19 protein-coding genes are annotated in these 19,088 nt (G+C 70.9%); 9 read left to right on the plus strand and 10 right to left on the minus strand.

The window, feature by feature from the left end:
• Positions 1-5: 5 nt before the first annotated feature.
• The gene (locus tag ACYBSK_RS16110) at positions 6-224 is read right to left on the minus strand and encodes a dodecin (RefSeq protein WP_460246570.1); all 219 of its coding nucleotides are present in this window, start codon (positions 222-224) and stop codon (positions 6-8) included.
• A gap of 154 nt (positions 225-378) precedes the next feature.
• Here ACYBSK_RS16110 and ACYBSK_RS16115 point away from each other — a divergent pair, with 154 nt between their 5' ends.
• Entirely contained in the window at positions 379-1,662 is a 1,284-nt protein-coding gene (locus tag ACYBSK_RS16115) for an extracellular solute-binding protein (RefSeq protein ID WP_460246571.1), read from the plus strand.
• Between the two features lie 113 nt (positions 1,663-1,775).
• Here the strand turns inward: ACYBSK_RS16115 and egtD are convergent, their stop codons facing one another.
• Genes egtD through egtA form a run of 4 tightly spaced genes read right to left on the minus strand, consistent with a single transcriptional unit; the run spans position 1,776 to position 6,146 of the window.
• Positions 1,776-2,744: an L-histidine N(alpha)-methyltransferase gene (gene egtD / locus ACYBSK_RS16120; RefSeq protein ID WP_460246572.1), complete on the minus strand. Its 969-nt coding sequence runs from the start codon at positions 2,742-2,744 to the stop codon at positions 1,776-1,778.
• The gene (egtC, locus tag ACYBSK_RS16125; RefSeq protein WP_460246573.1) at positions 2,741-3,496 is read right to left on the minus strand and encodes an ergothioneine biosynthesis protein EgtC; all 756 of its coding nucleotides are present in this window, start codon (positions 3,494-3,496) and stop codon (positions 2,741-2,743) included. Before egtC ends, egtD begins: the two co-directional genes overlap by 4 nt.
• Positions 3,496-4,845, minus strand: a complete 1,350-nt coding sequence (egtB, locus tag ACYBSK_RS16130; protein ID WP_460246574.1) for an ergothioneine biosynthesis protein EgtB — start codon at positions 4,843-4,845, stop codon at positions 3,496-3,498. Before egtB ends, egtC begins: the two co-directional genes overlap by 1 nt.
• Positions 4,842-6,146: an ergothioneine biosynthesis glutamate--cysteine ligase EgtA gene (egtA, locus tag ACYBSK_RS16135; protein ID WP_460246575.1), complete on the minus strand. Its 1,305-nt coding sequence runs from the start codon at positions 6,144-6,146 to the stop codon at positions 4,842-4,844. Before egtA ends, egtB begins: the two co-directional genes overlap by 4 nt.
• Positions 6,147-6,422: 276 nt before the next feature.
• Between egtA and ACYBSK_RS16140 the strand changes: the two genes are divergently transcribed.
• On the plus strand, positions 6,423-7,244 hold the full coding sequence (locus ACYBSK_RS16140; protein ID WP_460246576.1) for a TIGR02452 family protein: 822 nt from the start codon (positions 6,423-6,425) through the stop codon (positions 7,242-7,244).
• A gap of 82 nt (positions 7,245-7,326) precedes the next feature.
• Here ACYBSK_RS16140 and ACYBSK_RS16145 read toward each other — a convergent pair whose 3' ends face one another.
• On the minus strand, positions 7,327-7,791 hold the full coding sequence (locus ACYBSK_RS16145) for a type II toxin-antitoxin system PemK/MazF family toxin (protein WP_457477782.1): 465 nt from the start codon (positions 7,789-7,791) through the stop codon (positions 7,327-7,329).
• Positions 7,792-7,853: 62 nt separating this feature from the next.
• Here ACYBSK_RS16145 and ACYBSK_RS16150 point away from each other — a divergent pair, with 62 nt between their 5' ends.
• Positions 7,854-8,909: a glycosyl hydrolase family 18 protein gene (locus tag ACYBSK_RS16150; protein WP_460246577.1), complete on the plus strand. Its 1,056-nt coding sequence runs from the start codon at positions 7,854-7,856 to the stop codon at positions 8,907-8,909.
• Positions 8,910-8,937: 28 nt separating this feature from the next.
• Entirely contained in the window at positions 8,938-10,038 is a 1,101-nt protein-coding gene (locus ACYBSK_RS16155) for a LacI family DNA-binding transcriptional regulator (RefSeq protein ID WP_460246578.1), read from the plus strand.
• Between the two features lie 130 nt (positions 10,039-10,168).
• Here the strand turns inward: ACYBSK_RS16155 and trxA are convergent, their stop codons facing one another.
• Positions 10,169-10,573 (minus strand): thioredoxin, encoded by a 405-nt coding sequence (gene trxA, locus ACYBSK_RS16160; protein WP_457477785.1) that lies wholly within the window; start codon positions 10,571-10,573, stop codon positions 10,169-10,171.
• Positions 10,574-10,724: 151 nt separating this feature from the next.
• On the opposite strand from trxA, the gene ACYBSK_RS16165 reads away from it, so the two are divergent.
• Positions 10,725-12,152 (plus strand): dihydrolipoyl dehydrogenase family protein, encoded by a 1,428-nt coding sequence (locus ACYBSK_RS16165; protein WP_460246579.1) that lies wholly within the window; start codon positions 10,725-10,727, stop codon positions 12,150-12,152.
• Positions 12,153-12,230: 78 nt separating this feature from the next.
• Here the strand turns inward: ACYBSK_RS16165 and ACYBSK_RS16170 are convergent, their stop codons facing one another.
• Positions 12,231-12,449: a hypothetical protein gene (locus ACYBSK_RS16170; protein WP_457477787.1), complete on the minus strand. Its 219-nt coding sequence runs from the start codon at positions 12,447-12,449 to the stop codon at positions 12,231-12,233.
• Between the two features lie 321 nt (positions 12,450-12,770).
• Positions 12,771-14,156 carry a DUF3500 domain-containing protein gene (locus ACYBSK_RS16175; protein ID WP_460246580.1) on the minus strand — a complete coding sequence of 462 codons (1,386 nt, stop codon included), beginning with the start codon at positions 14,154-14,156 and terminating at the stop codon, positions 12,771-12,773.
• A gap of 413 nt (positions 14,157-14,569) precedes the next feature.
• Between ACYBSK_RS16175 and ACYBSK_RS16180 the strand changes: the two genes are divergently transcribed.
• The 4 genes from ACYBSK_RS16180 (at position 14,570) to ACYBSK_RS16195 (ending at position 17,932) form a co-directional block, all read left to right on the plus strand.
• On the plus strand, positions 14,570-14,872 hold the full coding sequence (locus ACYBSK_RS16180) for a WXG100 family type VII secretion target (RefSeq protein ID WP_460246581.1): 303 nt from the start codon (positions 14,570-14,572) through the stop codon (positions 14,870-14,872).
• Positions 14,873-14,892: 20 nt separating this feature from the next.
• On the plus strand, positions 14,893-16,158 hold the full coding sequence (locus ACYBSK_RS16185; protein ID WP_460246582.1) for a putative T7SS-secreted protein: 1,266 nt from the start codon (positions 14,893-14,895) through the stop codon (positions 16,156-16,158).
• Positions 16,159-16,236: 78 nt separating this feature from the next.
• Entirely contained in the window at positions 16,237-16,755 is a 519-nt protein-coding gene (locus tag ACYBSK_RS16190; RefSeq protein ID WP_460246583.1) for a hypothetical protein, read from the plus strand.
• 4 nt (positions 16,756-16,759) lie between these two features.
• Positions 16,760-17,932, plus strand: coding sequence for a hypothetical protein (locus ACYBSK_RS16195; RefSeq protein WP_460246584.1), 1,173 nt, complete (start codon positions 16,760-16,762; stop codon positions 17,930-17,932).
• 1 nt (position 17,933) lies between these two features.
• On the opposite strand, the gene ACYBSK_RS16200 is transcribed toward ACYBSK_RS16195, so the two are convergent.
• Positions 17,934-19,064: an NAD(P)/FAD-dependent oxidoreductase gene (locus ACYBSK_RS16200; RefSeq protein WP_460246585.1), complete on the minus strand. Its 1,131-nt coding sequence runs from the start codon at positions 19,062-19,064 to the stop codon at positions 17,934-17,936.
• Positions 19,065-19,088: the final 24 nt, after the last annotated feature.

Consider the following 19,088-nt stretch of genomic DNA (forward strand, 5'->3'; position numbering starts at 1 on the left):
CCGGCTCAGGCCCCGTCGTCCTCCAGGCGGAAACCCACCTTCAGGCCCACCTGGTAGTGCTCGACCTCGCCGTCGACGATCTGGCCGCGGACCTGCGTGACCTCGAACCAGTCGAGGTTGCGCAGGGTCTGTGAGGCACGCGCGATCCCGTTGCGGATCGCCTCGTCCACGCCCGCGGGAGAGGTGCCGACGATCTCGGTGACGCGATAGGTGTGATTCGACATGCTTCCACCGTGCCGCAGGGTGGCGGGGTCCGCCATCCACGACTCTTGACCCCGCCCTTGGTCTATACCAAAATCCCTGGACACCCGTACGAGCCACGCGCTCTTCCCCCACGTCGGGCCGACCCTCCCTGTCCGCAGGCAGAAAGTGACCCACGTGAACCCCCGTCGACTCGTCCTGTCCTTCGGCTCCCTCGCCGCCACCGGCGCCCTGCTCACCGCGTGCGGAGCCCTGCCGGGCACGGGGGAGGAGGCCGACGCCGTCACCGTCTGGCTGATGCGGGGCAGCGCGTCCGAGGAGTTCATCGAGCGCTTCACCGAGGACTTCGAGGCCACCCACGACGGCATGACACTCGACATCCGCATCCAGGACTGGACCGGCATCGGCACCAAGGTCACCAAGGCGCTCGACGAGACGGGCGACGCGGCGTCGGGTGCCCCCGACGTCATCGAGGTCGGCAACACCCAGGTCCCGCAGTACGTCGAAGGGGGCGGCCTGCTCGACCTCTCCCTGGAGTCCGCCCGCGACCTCGGCATGCAGGACTGGCTGCCCGGCCTCGCCGAACCCGGCGTCGACACCTCCCGCCAGTACGGCATCCCCTGGTACGCGGCCAACCGCGTCGTCATCTACAACAAGGACCTGTTCCGGCAGGCGGGCATCGACAAGCCCCCCACCACGCGGGCCCAATGGCTGGACGCGACACGGAAGTTGAACTTCGGCGGCACGCAGGGCATCTACCTCGCCGGCCAGGACTGGTACACCCTGTCCGGGTTCATCTGGGACGAGGGCGGCGACCTCGCCGAGGAGACCTCCGGCGTCTGGAAGGGCACCCTCGACTCGCCGGCCGCGCTGCGCGGCATGGCCTTCTACCGGCAGCTCCAGGCGCTCGGCGGCGGCCCCAGGAACGCCGACGAGGAACACCCGCCGCAGGCCGAGGAGTTCGCCCGCGGAGACATCGCCCAGATCATCTCCGTGCCGGGCGCCGCCCAGCGCATCCTCCAGAAGAACCCCGAACTCAAGGGCAAATTCGGCTACTTCCCCATCCCCGGCAAGACGGCCCGCCGGGCCGGAGCGGTGTTCACCGGCGGCTCGGACCTCATCGTCCCGGCGAACACCGGCGACCGCGAAGGCGCCGTCGAGGTGGTGAAGGCACTCGCGGGCAAGAAGTGGAACACCGAACTGGCCCGCACCATGAACTACGTCCCGAACAAGACCACGCTCGCCGGTGAAGTCGCCGACGAACCCGGCGTCGCCGCGATGGCCGTCGGCGCCGCCCACGGCCGGGCGACACCGGGATCGCCCCTGTGGGCGAACGTGGAGGCCGGAAAGAACCCCATCAAGGAGTACATGTCCCGCGTCCTCGCCGGCGGGACCCCCGCCACCGAGGCGAAGCGGGCGTCCGAAGAGATCACAACAAGACTGGACGAACGCGGCGAGTGACAGCGCCCGGACGGGGGCCTGGCCGATCAAGCCCCTGCGGCGATTGAGCAGCGGGGTCCGGGGCAGAGCCCCGCGACCTCAGCCACGTCGCCCGCCCGCCGCAGGGGGACGCCTCACCCGTCGCAAGGACTCGACAAGGACAGCGCGAACCTCCCACCCTCGTCCGTCCACCACCGCACCAACTCCAAGCCCACCCCACGGAGTTCCCCCCGCACACCCTCCTGGCGGAACTTCGCCGAAACCTCCGTACGAACCTCCTCGCCCGCCGCGAACTCGACCTCAAGACCGAGCGCGGGCAGCTTCACGGTCTGATCCGCGGCGGAGCGCAACCGCATCTCGATCCACTCCCGCTCGGCGTTCCACAGCGCGACGTGCTCGAACGCGTCCGGATCGAAGTCGGCGCCGAGTTCACGGTCCATCACGGCCAGCACGTTCTTGTTGAACGCCGCCGTGACGCCCGCCGCGTCGTCGTACGCCGCGACCAGCGTCCGCTCGTCCTTCACCAGGTCGGTGCCGAGCAGGAGGAAGTCACCGGGGGAGAGGAGGCCGCGCACCGCCGTCAGGAAGGCCACCCGCTCCTCCGGCAGCAGGTTGCCGATCGTGCCGCCGAGGAACGCGACCAGGCGTGGCCCCGGCGTGTCCGGCAGGTCGAGCGCGGCCGTGAAGTCGGCGACCAGCGCGTGGATGTCCAGGGCGGGCCGCTCGGCGAGGAGTGTTTCCGCGGCGCCGCGCAGCGCGCTCTCACTGACGTCCACGGGCACGTACGTCGTGAGGCCGGCGAGCGCGTCGAGCAGGTGCCGGGTCTTGTCGGACGAGCCGGAGCCCAGCTCGACGAGGGTGCGCGCACCCGTCGCCGCCGCGATCTCCGGGGCGCGCGCGACGAGGATCTCGCGCTCGGCCCGCGTCGGGTAGTACTCGGGCAATGTGGTGATCTCGTCGAAGAGTTCGCTGCCGCGGGCGTCGTAGAACCACTTGGGCGGCAGTGTCTTCGGGGTGCGGGTCAGGCCGTGCAGGACGTCGGCCCGCAGCGCGGCGTCCGTCGCGTCCTCGGGCAGCGTGCGGGTGATGCTGAACGGGCTCACGCGGTGGGCTCCTTGAGCGGGGTCAACAGGACGTCGGTGCGGCTCGCCGCCAGCAGAGTGCGGTCGGGTACCTCGATCCAGTGCGGATCGTCGTCGTAGGGCTCGGAGGCGACGACGGTGCTGCGGCCCGGTTCGGTGCGGTACCACAAGGTGTCGCCCCAGGCCGTGGCGGTGATCGTGTCTCCGTTGGTGAGCAGGAAGTTGAGTCGGGCGGTGGGGGCGGCCTCGGCGACCTCCAGCGTCGTGTCGGCGAGGGCCTGCGCCTCCTCGTCGCCGGCCCGGAGCCGGTGCAGGACGAGCGCCCACAGGAACGCGGCGTCGCAGCGGGCCTCCATGGAGAGCAGGTCCGCCGGCGGCAGCGTAGGCGTCAGGGCCGTCAGCGACCGCGGCCAGCCCGGCACCGCCCCGTTGTGGCTGAACAGCCAGCGCTCCGCCGCGTACGGCGCGGCCGCCGCCTCGCCGTCCGGCCCGGCGAGCGTGGCGTCACGGACCGCCGCGAGCAGTGCGCCGGAACGGACCACGCGGGCCAGGTCCTGGTACGCGGCGTCGCCCCAGATGGGCCCGGCGCGGCGGTAGCGGGCGGGCACCGGGTCCCCGTCCGCGTACCAACCCACGCCGAAACCATCGGCGTTGACGGTGCCGTGCCGCTGCCTGCGCGGGGCCCACGACTGCCGGAACAGACTGTGCGGGGGTCGGTCGACGATCTCGCCGAGCGCCACCGGCGGGCCCAGGTAGGCCAGGTGACGGCACATCAGGCGCGCTCCTCGGGGTGGGCGTCGCGCGCCGTGCGGAAGCCGGAGAATATCTGCCGCCGGATCGGGTAGTCCCAGTTGCGGAACGTGCCCCGGCAGGCCACCGCGTCCACGGCGAACGAACCGCCGCGCAGCACCTTGTGGTCGGACCCGAAGAACACCTCCGAGTACTCCCGGTACGGATACGCCACGAACCCCGGATAGGGCAGGAAGTCGCTCGACGTCCACTCCCACACGTCACCGATCAACTGCCGCACACCGAGCGGGGACTCGCCCAGCTCGTAGCTTCCGGCGGGGGCGGGGCGCAGGTGCCGCTGGCCGAGGTTGGCGCGGTCCGGCGTCGGGTCCGCGTCGCCCCAGGGGTAGCGCATCGAGCGGCCGGTGGCCGGATTGTGGCGGGCGGCCTTCTCCCACTCCTCCTCGGTCGGCAGGCGTCGGCCCGCCCAGCGGGCGTAGGCGTCGGCCTCGTACCAGCTGACGTGCAGCACCGGCTCGTCCGGCGGCACCGCCTCGGTCACCCCAAAGCGCCTGCGCAGCCACTGACCGGCCTCGCGGCGCCAGAACAGCGGTCCCACGAGGCCGTGCTCGCGCACCATGGCCCAGCCCGCCGGGTCCCACCAGCGTTCCTCACGGTAGCCGCCGTCCTCGACGAACTCCAGGTACGCGGCGTTCGTCACCGGCGTCGTGTCGATGTGGAACGGCGGGACCAGGCGGGTGTGCGCGGGCCTTTCGTTGTCCAGCGCCCAGGGCTCGGCCGTCGTCCCCATGGTGAACGGGCCGCCGGGGACGAGGACTTCGGCGGGGCCGTCGAAGGGCCGGGGCAGCGGTTCGGGATCGGGGGCGGTGAGTACCGCACCGCCCTTCCTGAGCTGATGAGTGATCAGCATCGTCTCGTCGTGCTGCTGTTCATGCTGGGCGATCATCCCGAAGGCGAACCCCGAGCGGGTCAGACGCTCGGTGCCCGCCGCCTCGAACGACGCCTTCTCCAGCACGTCGAAGGCCCGGCCGCGCACGTCCGCCGCATAGCCCCGCGCCTCCTGAGGAGCGAGCAGCGGAAGGCTGGGGCGCTCCGAGCGCGGATGCTCGAAGGCGTCGTACAGCGGGTCGATCTCCGGCCGGAACGCCTCCTGGCCCGCGACCGCGCGCAGCAGCCACTGCTCCTCCTGGTTCCCGATGTGGGCGAGGTCCCACACGAGCGGCGACATCAACGGCGAGTGCTGGGCGGTGAGTTCGGCCTCGTCGACCGCGCTCGTCAGCAGTGTGGTGCGGCGCCGCGCGGTCTCCAGGGCGTCGGCCGCGCGGCGCCGGAGCGCCTCCGGGTCCGTGGTGACGTTCTCCTCCGTGGTCATGAGGTGACGGTCCTCCCCTGAGTCCGGTCGGCTTGTCGCGTGAGCAGGTCGAGCACGTCGTCGGCGGGGCAGCGGCCGCGGACGACGTAGTGGTGGGTGAAATCCGCGACCGCCTTCCGCGTCCCCGCGTCCGCGCCGAGCCGTGGCAGCGCCTCCAGGGCCGCCGTGAAGCAGGCCGTGGCGGCCTCCCGCAGCTCCGGATCGGTGAGGGCCAGCCGGGCCGCGTCCTGCCACAGCGGATTGTGCGGAGCGGGCAGCGGGCCCGCGCGCTCGGCGAGCGGTTTGACCGCGCGGTACGCGGTCTCGGCGGCCTCCGGGTCGTCGAACAGCGCGGTCGTCACGGCGAGCGGCACCAGCCACCCGTCAGGGCCCGACTGGGCGTCGATCATGCGCAGTTCGAGGTGCCCGCGCGGCCGCACCGGCGGAAACAGGGTCGTCAGGTGGTAGTCGAGGTCGGAGCGGGTCGGCGGGCGCGGCTCACCCGTGCGCGCCCACGCGCGGAACGTGAGCCCGTCCGGCACCTGCCACGGCCCCTCCTCGGTGCGCACACACATGACGGGGGCGTCCAGCACATGCCGGGCCCACGCCTCGCGCGGCTCGATGTCGAGGGGCATGCCACCCGAGCGGCCCACGTCGATCCGCTCCCACAACAGCTGCCGGGTGGAGCGCCAGCCGGTCGGACGGCCGGACAGCATCGGCGAGTTGGCGAACGCGGCGACCAGCACGGGGCCCAGCAGATGCGCGAGCCGCCACCGCCGGCCGAGCCCCAGCGGGCCCGGTTCCTCGTACCCCGCGTCCAGGCACACCTGCACGGAGGCCGACGAGCACATCATGGAACGCCCAGCGGGCCCGGCACGGTCGAGCGAGGCCTCCAGGGCGTCGTAGCGGCGCTGGTGGAGCACCCGGCGGGGCGGACGCCACGGGTCGGTGCCGTGTCCGGACAGGGCGAGTCCGTGGCCGCGGAGCGCGGCGCGGACGGCGGTCAGATCGGCCCTCATGGCCGAGACGCATTCGGGGAGGGAGTCGGCGGGGAGCGAGCTCAGCTCCAGTTGCCCGCCGGGTTCCACGGTGATCGCCGAGCGCAGAGGCAGGGCGCGCAGGTCGACGTATGCCGCGTCGAGTCGTTCGGGTGCTACCGGGAGCCACGGCGTCAGGGGCGGCCGCGGCTCGTGCACGATCCATTCCAGTTCGACCCCGACCTTCCGGGGTGGGCCGGTCTTGAAGCAGATGCCCCGTACCAGGGCCTCCGCCTCGGCCTCGGCGATCAGCTCGCCGAGCGCCGTACAGTCTCCCTCGCTCATGCCGGGATTCCTCCTGGTTCGCACGCTTCACATGATCCCTTGTGGGGACCATGCCGTCGATTCGGCCGGGGCCGACAAACAGCCCCTTACGGGCGATGCAGGTCCCCACCCAAGACGGTTCGGACCGATCGCACAAGAGCGCCTGGGACTTCCTCGGCCATTCCCCGGAAGATTCCGGGTTCTGTCCGCGCGCGGCGAAAATCGGTTGCCCGGGTCGTCACTGTGCGTACACGATGGCTTCATCGGAACGACGGGGGAGAGAACGGGGGACGTGCAGTGAGCGCACGGCTGCGCGAGATCGCGCGGAGCACGGAGAAGATCGTCGCGGCGGGGGAGTACGCGGACGACGGGGGCCGCGTGGTGACGATCGGCGCCGCGGTGGCGCGGGCCAGGGCGGGCACCAGGATGTTCGGGCCCGACCCGGTGCGCGTGCCACCGGTACCGGCCGTGGCGGCGACCGCCGTCGAGGTCACCGGCGAGAGCAGCCTGGAGGCGGCGCGCCGCATGACGGGGGAGCGGCCGCAGCCGGTGGCCGTGCTCAACTTCGCCTCGGCCCGCAACCCCGGAGGCGGCTATCTGAACGGCGCGCAGGCCCAGGAAGAGGCCCTCTGCCGCTGCTCCGCGCTCTACACGTGCCTCATCGAGGTGCCCGAGTTCTACGACCACCACCGGGCGCACCGCGACGCCTTCTACACCGACCGGGTCATCCACGCGCCGGGCGTCCCGGTGTTCCGCGACGACCGGGGCGCACTGCTCGACGAGCCGTACGAGGTGGGCTTCCTTACCTCCGCCGCCCCGAACGCGGGCGTCATCGCGCAGCGCACCCCGGACCGGGTCCACGAGATACCGTCCGTGCTGGCCTCGCGGGCCGAGCGGGTCCTGGAGGTGGCGGCCGCGCAGGGTTACCGGCGCCTCGTCCTCGGTGCCTGGGGCTGCGGAGTCTTCCGCAACGACCCGGCGCAGGTGGCGACGGCCTTCCGCACGCTCCTCGCCGGGCGCTTCGCGGGCCACTTCGACCAGGTCGTCTTCGCCGTCCTCGACACCACACGGGAGGCGCGGACGCGGGCTGCGTTTGAGCGGGTGTTCGGGCGGGGCTGAGGCGCGCCCCGGGCACCGGCTTGGCGGGCGCACGGCCGCAGCAGCGCCCGGTGCGCGGCTCAGGCCCCGCCCGCCGCCGCGGTCAGCGCCAGCCGTAGCGTTCCCGGAGCCGCAGGACCACCAGGTTGAAGCGGCCGCGGTCCAGGGCGCACGCCTCGCGCCGCATGCCGCGTTCGTGCACGCGCAGTACGCGGTCCAGGTCCACCCACGAGTCCCGGCCGTCCCGGTCCCAGGGTCCCGAGCCGAGGGCCACCCACTCGCGGTCGTTGTCGTGCCGCTTGCTGGAGAGCTGCACCGCCAGCAGCGTCCCGGCCGCCTCCCGGGCGACCACGAGCACCGGCCGGTCCTTGCCGCGCCCGTCGTTCTCCTCGTACGGCACCCAGGTCCACACGATCTCGCCGGGGTCCGGGTCGCCGTCGTGGGCGGGCGCGTACTCGGTGCGCACCGCGCCCACCCGGGTCGGCTCGGCCTCCACGGTGGCGGTCGCACCGCCGCGGCCAGGGTGTTCGTACGCGTGGTCTTCAGTGTTGGCAGTCACGCGGGTCACGTTAGACGCCGACCGGCCCAACCCCTGCGGCGGGTACGCCGGATGGACCGCAGGCTCGTGGCATGACACGACGTCACAGAACAGTGCTCGCCGCCCTCGCCGCCGCACTCACCCTCACCGCCGCCACGCCCGCCACCCACGCCGCCGCGCCCGCACCCCCACGGACGGTCTCCGCGTGGCTCCCGTACTGGGACCAGGAGAACGCCTACCGCAACGCCCTCGCGCACGCCGCGCAGATCCGCACCATCAGCCCCTTCTGGTACGAGGCCAAGTCCGCGACCCGCGTCACGGGACACCCCGGCGCGGGCGAACGCCGCATCGTCGACGGCTTGCACGAGCGCGGCATCGAGGTCGTCCCGACCGTCATGGAGCAGCAGAAGACGGACGACCTGGCCTCCGTGCTCATCGACGACAAGACCCGCACCCGCCACATCGACGCCCTGCTCGACGTCGTCCGCAGCCGCGACTACGACGGGCTCGACATCGACTACGAGTCGATCGCCATGGCGTCGGACGACACGTACCGGGCGGTGCGCACCGGCTACACGGCCTTCGCCACGGAACTCTGCGGCCGTCTGCACGCCGCGGACAAGAAGTGCTTCGTGACCGTGACGCCCAAGACCCGTGGCACCGGACGTATTTGGGACTACAAGAAGCTCGGCGCCGTCGCCGACCGCGTCCGGATCATGGCGTACAACCTGCACAACGCGCTGGGCACGCCCGGACCGCTCTCCTCGCCGCAGTGGTACGACGAGATCCTGACTCTGGCGACGGACCAAGTGCCGCTCGACAAGCTGGAGATGGGCCTGCCCGCGTACGGCTGGGACTGGAAGGTCGGCAGCAAGGAGCGGGCCCGGCACGTCACGTCGAAATCGGCCGAGACGCTGCGCCGCAAGGTCGGCGCCGACTACGCCCTCGACCCGGACTCCCGCACCCCTCACTTCACGTACAAGGAGGGCAAGGGGAAGAAGGCGGTCCGGCGCACCGTCTGGTACCAGGACGCCGCCGGGACGGCCGCGCACCTCCCCGTACTGCGCGAACACGGAGTGCGGAACACGGTCCTGTGGGCGCTGAACTTCGAGGACCCGAAGCTCTGGAAAACGTTGGCCCAGGGGTAGGCGCACGGGCCCGGGGGCGTCTGCGAGGATGCCGTACGTCATGGTGCAGATACCGAAGCAGCAATCCGCCCAGTCGTCCCCCGAGCCGCCCGTACCGGCCCAGCCCGCACCCGGCACGGGGCCCGCTCCCGACGCCCAGCCCGCTCCCGGCGCCCTGCCGACGAGCGCCGACGTCGCCCGCCGCGCCGGCGTCTCGCGCGCCACCGTCAGCTATGTCCTCAACAACGCGAGCGCCGTCCGCATCAGCGAGCCGACCCGGCAGCGGGTCCACGAGGCCGCCAAGGAACTCGGCTACGTCCCGCACGCCGCCGCCCGCAGCCTGCGCGCCGGGCACACCCGGATCGTCCTCGTCCCGACCCCCGACGTCCCGATCGGGCCGCTGTACAGCGCCTTCCTCAACGAACTCCAGTGGGCACTGAGCCGCCTCGACTACACGGTCGTGCAGTACGGCAGCGTCGGCCTCGGCGGCGACGCCGCCGCCCGCGCCTGGGCCGAGCTGCGCCCCGTCGCCGTCCTCGCTCCGGCCGGACTCGGCGCCAACGGCATCGCCGTGCTCCGCCGCTCCGGCGCCCGCGCCGTCATCACGCTCGGCGCGGAACCGGTCGAGGGCGCGCACGCCCTGCTCACCGACCACCGCCACGTCGGCCGCGTCGCCGCCGAACACCTCCTCGCCCGCGGCCACCGCCGGGTGGGCGTGGTCATGCCGAAGGAGCCGGGCCTCGACGCGTTCGCGGTGCCGCGCATGGAAGGCGTGCGCGCCACGGGCGCCGAACCGGTGCCGCTGCCACTCGCGTACGACGAGCAGGACGCGGACCAAGTCGCCGCCCGTACAAGGGAGTCGGGACTCGGCGCCGTGTTCGCGTACAACGACGAGTACGCCATGCTGCTGATGCGCGCGCTCCAGGACGCGGGCGTCGACGTCCCCGGCGAGGTCGCCGTGATGGGCGCCGACGACCTGATGCTGGGGCGGCTGCTGCGCCCCCGCCTGAGCACGGTGCGGCTCGACATGCCCTCGGGGCGGGAGCTGGCGGAGCTGGTCGACCGCCTCGTCAGGGACCCGGACCACGACGCGCACCCGGAGCCGCGCGAGGCGCTCACGGCGACGCTGGTGGCACGCGAGTCGACCTGAGGCCTTCTCGGCGTACGGGACCCTGCCCGTACGCCGAGAGGCGGCCGCCACAGGGGCGACCGCCTCGAGAACGATTCGGCGGCATCACCGGTGCGAACAGAGCACCAGGGGACGCCGGTGGAGGGGTGTGTCAGCCCTCCTGACCGCCCTGACCCTCCTGCTGGGCCTTGGCCTGCTGCTCGGCGACCGACTTGCGGACCTCGTCCATGTCCAGCTTGCGGGCCTGCCCGATGACGTCGTCGAGCGCCTCCTTGGGCAGCGCGCCCGGCTGCGCGAACACGGCGACCTGGTCACGGACGATCATCAGCGTCGGGATCGACTGGATCCCGAAAGCGGCGGCCAGCTCGGGCTGGGCCTCCGTGTCGACCTTCCCGAACACCAGGTCCGGGTTGGCCTCGGCGGCCTGCTCGTAGACCGGCGCGAACTGCTTGCAAGGCCCGCACCAGTCAGCCCAGAAGTCGATCAGTACGAACTCGTTCTCCGTCACTGTCTGATCGAAGTTCTCCTTGGTCAGCTCCGTGGTGGTGCTGCTCATGGTGTTTTCCCTCTTCCTGCTTCCGGGGTTCGGGGCGAAGCCGTCGGGGGCAAAGCCGCTGTGCACAACGGTCCGTATGACGGACGTATTCCGCGCCCTTACCCATGTGCTCGGCACGCACACATCCGACCACGCTGAGACACTGGGCCGTATGACGGAAGCCATTACTTACGATGTCGTAGTCCTGGGAGCGGGGCCGGTCGGCGAGAACGTCGCGGACCGCGCGCGGGCGGGCGGTCTCAGTGCCGCGGTCGTGGAGAGCGAGCTGGTCGGCGGTGAGTGCTCGTACTGGGCCTGCATGCCCAGCAAGGCGCTGCTGCGCCCGGTGATCGCCCGCGCCGATGCCCGCCGGGTTCCCGGCCTGCGCCAGGCGGTGCAGGGCCCCCTCGACGCCCCCGCGGTCCTCGCCCACCGCGACTACTTCACCTCCCACTGGAAGGACGACGGCCAAGTGGGTTGGCTGGAGTCCATCGGCGTCGGCCTGTACCGCGGCCACGGCCGCCTCGACGGACCGCGCCGCGTCACGGTCACCGCCGAGGACGGCACGGTCACCACCCTCACGGCGCGGCACGCCGTCGCCGTCTGCACCGGCACCCGCGCCGCCCTGCCGCCGCTGCCGGGCCTCGACGCGGTCAAGCCGTGGACCAGCAGGGAGGCCACGAGCGCGGACCGGGTGCCGGGCCGCCTCATCGTGGTCGGCGGCGGTGTGGTCGCCACGGAGATGGCGACGGCCTGGCAGGCCCTCGGCTCCCAGGTCACGGTCCTCGTCCGCGGCGACAGCCTGCTGGAGCGCATGGAACCCTTCGCGGGCCGGCTGGTGGCGGACGCGTTGCGCGAGGCGGGCGCGGAGGTGCGCACGGGTGTTTCGGCCAAGGAGGTGACCCGGTCCGCCGACGGCACCGTCACGGCGACCCTCGACGACGGCACGACCCTCGAAGCCGACGAAATCCTCTTCGCGACGGGCCGCGCGCCCCGCACGGACGACATCGGCCTGGAGACGGTGGGTCTGGAACCAGGGTCCTGGCTCGACGTGGACGACAGCCTCCGCGTCAAGGACAGCACCTGGCTCTACGCGGTCGGCGACGCCAACCACCGCGCGCTCCTCACCCACCAGGGCAAGTACCAGGCCCGGATCGCCGGCGCCGCGATCACGGCCCGCGCGCAGGGCGTCCCGCTCCTGGAGACCGACCGCTGGGGCGCCCACGCCGCGACCGCCGACGTGTCCGCCGTCCCCCAGGTGGTCTTCACCGACCCCGAGGCGGCGAGCGCGGGCCTCACCCTCGCCGAGGCCGAAGCCGCGGGCCACCGCGTCCGCGCGGTCGACTACGACCTGGCCAACGTGGCCGGCTCCGGCCTCTACGCCGACGGCTACACCGGCCAGGCCCGCATGGTGGTCGACCTCGACCGCGAGATCCTCCTGGGCGTCACCTTCGTGGGCCCCGGCGTCGGCGAACTCATCCACTCCGCCACGATCGCCATCGCGGGCGAGATCCCCATCGACCGGTTGTGGCATGCGGTGCCGGCGTATCCGACGGTGAGTGAGGTGTGGTTGCGGTTGCTGGAGACGTATCGGGGTTAAGCGCGTACGGCGGAGGCGGCCCGGCCGGAGGTGCGGTCCGGGCCGCGACTGCGCTCGAAGGGGGCGCTCCGTGCCTCCTCACACGTTCCACTCGACGACCCACATGCCCTCGTCGAAGAACTGCTGCAACGAGGCGAAGTCCTCCACCCATTCGTCGCCCCCTGCCACTTTCAAGTCGGGGTCGTCGGAGGTCAGGACCAAGTAGCTCGGCGGGTCGTCCGGCAGCTCCTTGATGTAGACGTAGCGTCCCTGTTCATCGCCAGAAACGATCCGCCCCAGCGTTTCCACCTTGATCATTTCGTTTCCTGTTTCATGGTGGGCTGGGACGAGTGAGCCCGTTCCAACCTGCGGGACGGGCTTGCCCGTTGGGCCGACAACCTGAAGCAGCCCCTGCTAGACGCGTTCTCGGCCAGAACCCCGAGGCCCGAGTGGAGGGCTCGCATCAACGTATCCGCGTCTGCGGATCACTTCCATCTCGGTGTCGACCGCCTCCCAACGGTGCTGGCCGGTGTGGAGCGGGGCCCAGGTCACAGCCCGGCCCCAGGCGGAGGAGTGCGCAGCCCCTGGGACCCTCCGCACCCACCCTTCGCTCCCTGTCGGCGGGCCGACGGCGCCGCTCTAGTGATCGGTCTCGAGGTGGAGCTTGAGCAGGTCCACGCCGTAGTCGCCGCCGTTCGGTGTGCGGATGATGGTGTGGATGTGCTGCTGCGTCGGCGTCCCGCCCATGCCACCCATGCCGCCACCGCCGGGTCCACCGGACGCGTCGCCGCTGGGCCGGCCGGAGGGTTGGCCGCTCGGCGGGCCACCCGCGTTCCCGCCGCCCGACTTGGTTCCGTAGGCGAGCGGGGACTGGGCGTCGTACTCGATGAGAACCACCGGGCTGTGCACCCGGTAGTAGAAGGCCGAGGAGTCCTTGGTACCGCCGAGCCAGTAGAAGTACGTCTGGTCGATGTGTTCCTCCACCTCCTTCATCTTCACTTCCGCGTGCCCTGCGTCCATGTAGCCGACGTAGACGCGGACCAGGTCGAGAAGCTTCTGATGCTGGGTGGTCGTCATCTTCGAACCGGGCAGGCCCGCGTACGCCAGCTTCAGGTTGTCCTGGCCCGCGCCGGCGACCATGTCCGTGCCGCCCTTCTCCTTCTTGGAGTCGATGACCTTGGCGCGCTGCGCCTTGGTGAGCGAGCGGATCATCGTCAGGCCGGCCTTTGTCTCCGGCTTGAAGAGATGGATCTTCTCGCCCTTGTAGGTGGCCTTCGTCGGCTCGGAACCCATGAACGTCGGCGTCATGACGACCTGGTCACCGAGGACGAAGTAGTTGACGACGACATGGTGGCCTTCGTACTGGAAGCCCCACGGCTTGCTCGTCGAGGGGGTGCCCATGAAGGTGAAGAAGTACGCGCCCTCGGTGAGGGTCTCCTTGTTGCCGCCGTTGTAGTCGCCGAGAAAGGCGTTGAGCTTCATGATGTTGCGGGTCTGCGTGAGGCCGTCGGCGGACAACGCCTTGCCGAGCAGCGCGTAGCCCAACTTCCGCTGTTTGGCGGTGATGTCGCCCATGCGGACGCCCTCGCGCTCGTAGCCGTCGACGTTGCTCCAGGCCAGCCACTCGTCGTCGTCCACGTCGAACGTGCACGCGCGGCGCTCCTTCGCCGACAAGCCGTCCAGGAACGCCTGCGCCGCCTGCACCACGGCGGTCGTCGAGACACCCGTGGAGTGGATCGAATGCAGGTCGTCGATGACCTTGCCGTCGGTGGTGACACCCTTGAAGTCGTCGTACTTCACCTCGGTCGCTCCGGGACCCATGCCCCCGGCCCCGCCGCCGGGACCGCCCGACGGCATTCCGGACGGCTTTCCCGACGACGACGAGCCGCTTGCGGCGTCGGTGGAACCGGCCGAGCAGCCGGTCATCGTTGCGACGGCGGCGACACCACCGGCGAGCAGTGTCTTGTTCATGAACCAGCGGCGCGTGCGCTCGTTCTCAGGGGTGCGGGTTACGTGTCCATGCATGGCCAGAGCGTTCCTGATCCGGTCATGCGCAGCGTGGGCGTGGGCTGTGCACCGGCTGTGAGGTGCGGTGGGCCAACCGTGCGGCACGGCAACCTGGCCGCGGCACCAACGAAAATCCCGGCGACTTCATGAAGTGGACTCAGAGGGGTCAAGTCGCCTGACCTGCCGCCTCGTTCGGAGTAATCCGCGTACGTGGACGGCTGGAGGACGCAGACGTGCGACACGAGGGGCTGAGCGAGGAACGGCAAGGAGCCCGGGGGAGTCGACCGGTAGCGTTGCTGCGTTCCGGTCGACTTTCTCGCGTCTACGGCCTTGCCGCCGGCGGCCGAAACGCGTGCGATGATCCCGCCCGGTTGATCGTTGGATCCGGCGTGCTCGTGCGCCCGGGGACGAATGAGAGTCGGGGGACTTTTATGACGGGCTACTCCGTCGAGCCTGAGACGCTGCGCGCGTCAGCGAAGTCGATCACGAATGCCGTAGCGGCCGTGGACAAGGTGCACTTGGACAAACTCGCCGATGACACACCGGAGTTCGGTCACGGCGATGCCTCCGACGCGTACGAGGAACTTCTGGCCACATGGCACCAGGCCCTCACGAAGGTACTCAAGGACGAGGCCGAGGGCTCTGCGGACGGGCTCAAGAGCTCGGCCGATCGTTATGAGAAGAACGAGGGGCTGACGGCCGATCTCGTTGGGCAACACGTCGGCGATCAGTGAGTCGAGGGGAAGCAGCGGCGGTGGCAGCGCAACTGGGGGAGACCCAGGACCCCAAGGAACTCGTCCCTGGCGACGCGCCGGGACTCCTTGAGCAAGCCGACCATCTGACCACGTGGTCGAGGACTCTTGAGGGGATCGGCGACGATCTGAAGGCAGTACGTGTCGATGCCTGGAGCGGCTCGGCGAGCGAAGGCTTCTGGGAGGATTTCTCCCCGCAGGCGGGCAAGTGGTTCCGGGGCGCGGGCTCCTTGAACGTGGTGGCGGAGGCACTGCGTTCGTACGCCGACATCGTCGTCTGGGCGCAGGGCAAGGCGCAGGACGCCATCGCTCAGCACGAGGTCGGGAACCAGCTCGCGGCCGTCGTCACCCTGCAATCCGCGCGGGAACAGCTGGACGAGGCCGGAAAGACCGCCGCCAAACGGTTCAAGGCCCAGGGAGGCTCCGACCCCGGAGCCCCTGCTTGGCTGTACTGGGCGGCGCAGGATGCCGATACCTCTCCGTGGGCCTTGGGCGCGCAGGTCCGCAAGCTCGAGTACGAGAATTTCCTGAAGCACCCCCGCAGCGAGGATCCGGATCGCGAGAAAGAGGTCCGGAAGTACAAGGGCTGGGGCGCCAACGACGACGAGAGGAGAACCGAGGATCGGCGGGAGAAGGGCGACCGCGGTGTCCGAGTCGAGGGCGTGTCCGTTTCAGGCGATGCCAAGGCATGGGAGGCGGCGGCCGAGGGAAGCGGGGCTGCACTCGGTGGTGATGTCGCGGGCCGGGCGAGCTTCTCCGCTCTCGGAGTGGAGGGCGGTGCCGGGGCCGGCATCGAGGAGGGCAGGGTCCAGGCGCAGGCTTCCGGGAAGGCATATCTCGCCCAAGCCACAGCGGAGGGAAAGTATGAAGCCGGGGTCTTCGAGGCGTCAGGCAAGGCCCAGGCGTTCGTCGGTGGCGATGCGAATGCCAAGGCGAGCGTCGGTCTCGACGGCGCCCACCTCGGAGGCGAGGCCTTTGCCGGGGCGAAGGCAACGGCGGAGGGGCACGCCTCGGTGGCCGGTGTCGGTGTCGGCGGCACGGCTGAGGGCTGGGCCGGCGTCGGTGTCTCGGCACATGCCGACGCCGGGATGGAGAACGGCAAGCTGGTGATCGGCGCCGACGTGGGTGCCGGGATCGGCTTGGGCGGCAAGCTCGGCGGCCAGGTCGAGGTCGACCCGGGCAAGGTCGTCGATGCCGTTGGCGACGGCGCCCAAGCGGTCAAGGACTGGGGTGGGGGCGTGACGGACACGGTCGACTCATGGTTCTAGCGCACCGAGGCTCCGGGCACTCGCCGCGACGGGGCCCTCGGCCCATCCAACCAGTATGTCCAGAGGAGTTGATCCATCATGCCCGGAACGCTTCCGGTGCCACTGACCTGTGAGGTTCCCGAGGGCTGGCAGGCGGCGCCGCCCGATGAGGTCGGAGCGCCGCAGGCCGCCTTCGTGGCCCTGCACGTCGCGTCGCACGGTTCGGGATTCACGCCGAACATCACCGTGACCGGCACGGTGCGTGAGGACGGCGCGAGTCTGCACCGCGTCGCCGACGAGTCGGTGCGGCGACTCCAGGAGACGGTCGGCCCGGTCACCCTCGTCAAGCGCACCGATGTGGGGACTCACTTCAAGCCGAGCCTGTTCGAGGCACCGGGTGTCGTGCAGAACCTCCGGATCGACGCCCAGGTCAAGGGCCGGTCGGAGACGCTCGCCCAGAGCCAGCTGATTCTGCTCCTCGAGGACCCGAAGCAGCCGCGTCGGCTGGCGGAGATCGAGATCGCGCTGACCGCGCGCTTCGACCAACTGCCGGGTGTACTGGATGACTTCCAGGACTTTCTGCGTACGGTCGGCCCCGCCGGTCAAGGGGAGGGCTGACGTCATGTCCGAAGGTGTGCAGGAGTTCATCGTCACCGCGACCATCGTCGTGCTGCTCGTCATCGTCTCCTCGCTCTGGCGGCGCCGGAAGCGACGCAGCGAGCTGGGCAAGTACCACGCGTTCACGAAGCGGCTCGGCTGGCAGCTCATCGAGCGCCCCCGGAACGGGGAAGTCGCCAGACTGATGCGTGACGAGCCCTTCACGTCCGACGGGGCTCCGGAATCGCTTGCCTCCGACTACTGCCACGGCCTCTACCGTGGCCGTTCCGCCTGTTCCTTCGAGGCCACTGTGCCCCGAGTGTCGTCACCTGGTGCCGGCGACGACAACACTGGCAAGTCGATCGTGCTCGCTCTGTGGGCTCTTCAACTCCCGTACGTGGTCGGCGATTTTTCCGTGCGCCGTACGAACCGCGTCTCGCGCACCTTCGGCGGCCCCGACGATCTGCGTATCGGACACCCCGAGTTCGACGAGCAGTTCACGGTCCGCGGGCTGCAGGCAAGTGCCGCTGTCGCTGCCCTGCAGGGCGCGCTGGCGGAATTCCTGGTGGCCGACCCGCGCAGTAAGGAATTCGGGCTGCGGTTCATCGGCAACGAGGTCATGGCATGGGAGAAGGGCGAGCAGTCTCCCGACAAAATTGAGGCCGTGATCCAGTTCCTGTGCGACATCGCGGACCGTCTTCCCGTGCCCGCCGCAGCGCCGTCGGCGCAGCCCTCGACGCTCGCCACAGGAGGGGGTGCCGCGACGGCCGGAGGAGGCGGTTCCGCGGGCGAAGAGCTGATCTGGCACGCGCGCGCGGAACTTGCCGCCACTCGGGCCCCGTACCGCATCGAGGTCAGCCAGTCACGCCTGGACGTCGTACCCGAACTCACTGATTCGCGCTGGCAGCGGGTGCTCGGCGAAGGCGGGCAGGACAGGGTCTACCTGTGGAAAGCCACCTGCGACCCGCAGACGAAGAAGTTCAGCGTCGGTCTGCGGCACCACCGAGTGACCGTCACGGACAGTGGAGACCCCGCGCACGGCATCACCCTGAGTCTGGGCGGCGAATTCGCTAAAGGCAGCTTTGGTCACCGTGGCCCGTCCCGTACGGACAGCGGTGAGCCGGATCCGATGTCCGATCCGGACTTCGGTACGGCTCTCATCGGCCGGGCCGCAGCGAAGGCGGGGTGGCAATCGTAGGTCAACAGCGGTCGGGGAACCGCTCGGGGCGGAAATCCGTGAGCAGTTCGTCCCGCCCGCCGCTGAGGATCTCCGACGCGAGCAGTCGGCCGATGAGCGGGCCGAGGGTGATGCCGCTGTGGGAAACGGCCTCGTAGTAGCCGGGCACGGACGGCACCGCTCCCACCGAGGGGAATCCGTCGGCCGGGATGGGGCGGTCGGCCGTCCGTGTCCGTGTGACGCGGGAGGTGCCGAGTGCGGGGACGGCGTCCCGTGCGAGTTCGTGGAGCAGCCGGCCGAGTTCCGCCGGATCCTCGCCGGTGCCGATGAGCGCGTCGATCTCGCGGCTGTGGAGCACCACTGAACCGTCTCCGTCGGGGCGGATCTCGATGTGTGGCGCGTGCATGGCCCGGTGGACCGGGACCCGAGCGCAGGCGAGTCGGGTCACGACGCCGGGTTCGCGGCGCATGGGCAAGTGCCGTGCGACGAGCCCGGCGATGTGGGAGGCCTGGGGGCCTGCCGCGTTCACGACGACGTCGACGTCCAGGTGGCTTCCGTCGGACAGCGTGACCGCACGGAGGGCACCGGTGGAATCGGCGTCGATGCCGCAGACCTCCGCGCCGGTTCGGAGTTCGGCGCCGGACGCGACGGCCTCGCTGACGAGACGGCCGACGAGATGACGTCCGTGCACCCAGGCTTCGTCGGGGTGGAAGACGACGGGAGCCTCGTCGGGCACCGCGAGGGCGGGTTCGAGGCGGCGGCGCACCTCGGCCCCCGTGCGCAGCTCGGTCCGATAGCCCCAGTCGGCCAGCAGGTCGGCGGTCTTCAGGAGCGTCGCCTCCGCCGCGGGATCGTCCGCCCAGCGCAGGTGGCCGGTGGGGTGCCACCACGAGCCCGGTCCGATGGTCGAGGCCAGCTCCCGGTGGGCGGCCAGGCCCGCGACGTTCAGGTCGAAGTAGGACTTGCGCGCGGTCTTGTTGCTGGCGTTGGCCCAGGAGAACGACCAGTTGGTGACGCCCTCGCCCGGCCGACCCGCGTCGATGAGGACCACCTTGGAGCCGCGCCGGGAGAGATTCCAGCCCACGCCGGCTCCCAGGATGCCCACTCCGATGACGGCGACGACGGCAGGCTGCTTCGCCGATCCGAACCTCACGAACGACTCCTCTGCGGATCGCGG

The sequence above is a fragment of the Streptomyces sp. BYX5S genome (genome assembly GCF_054724165.1).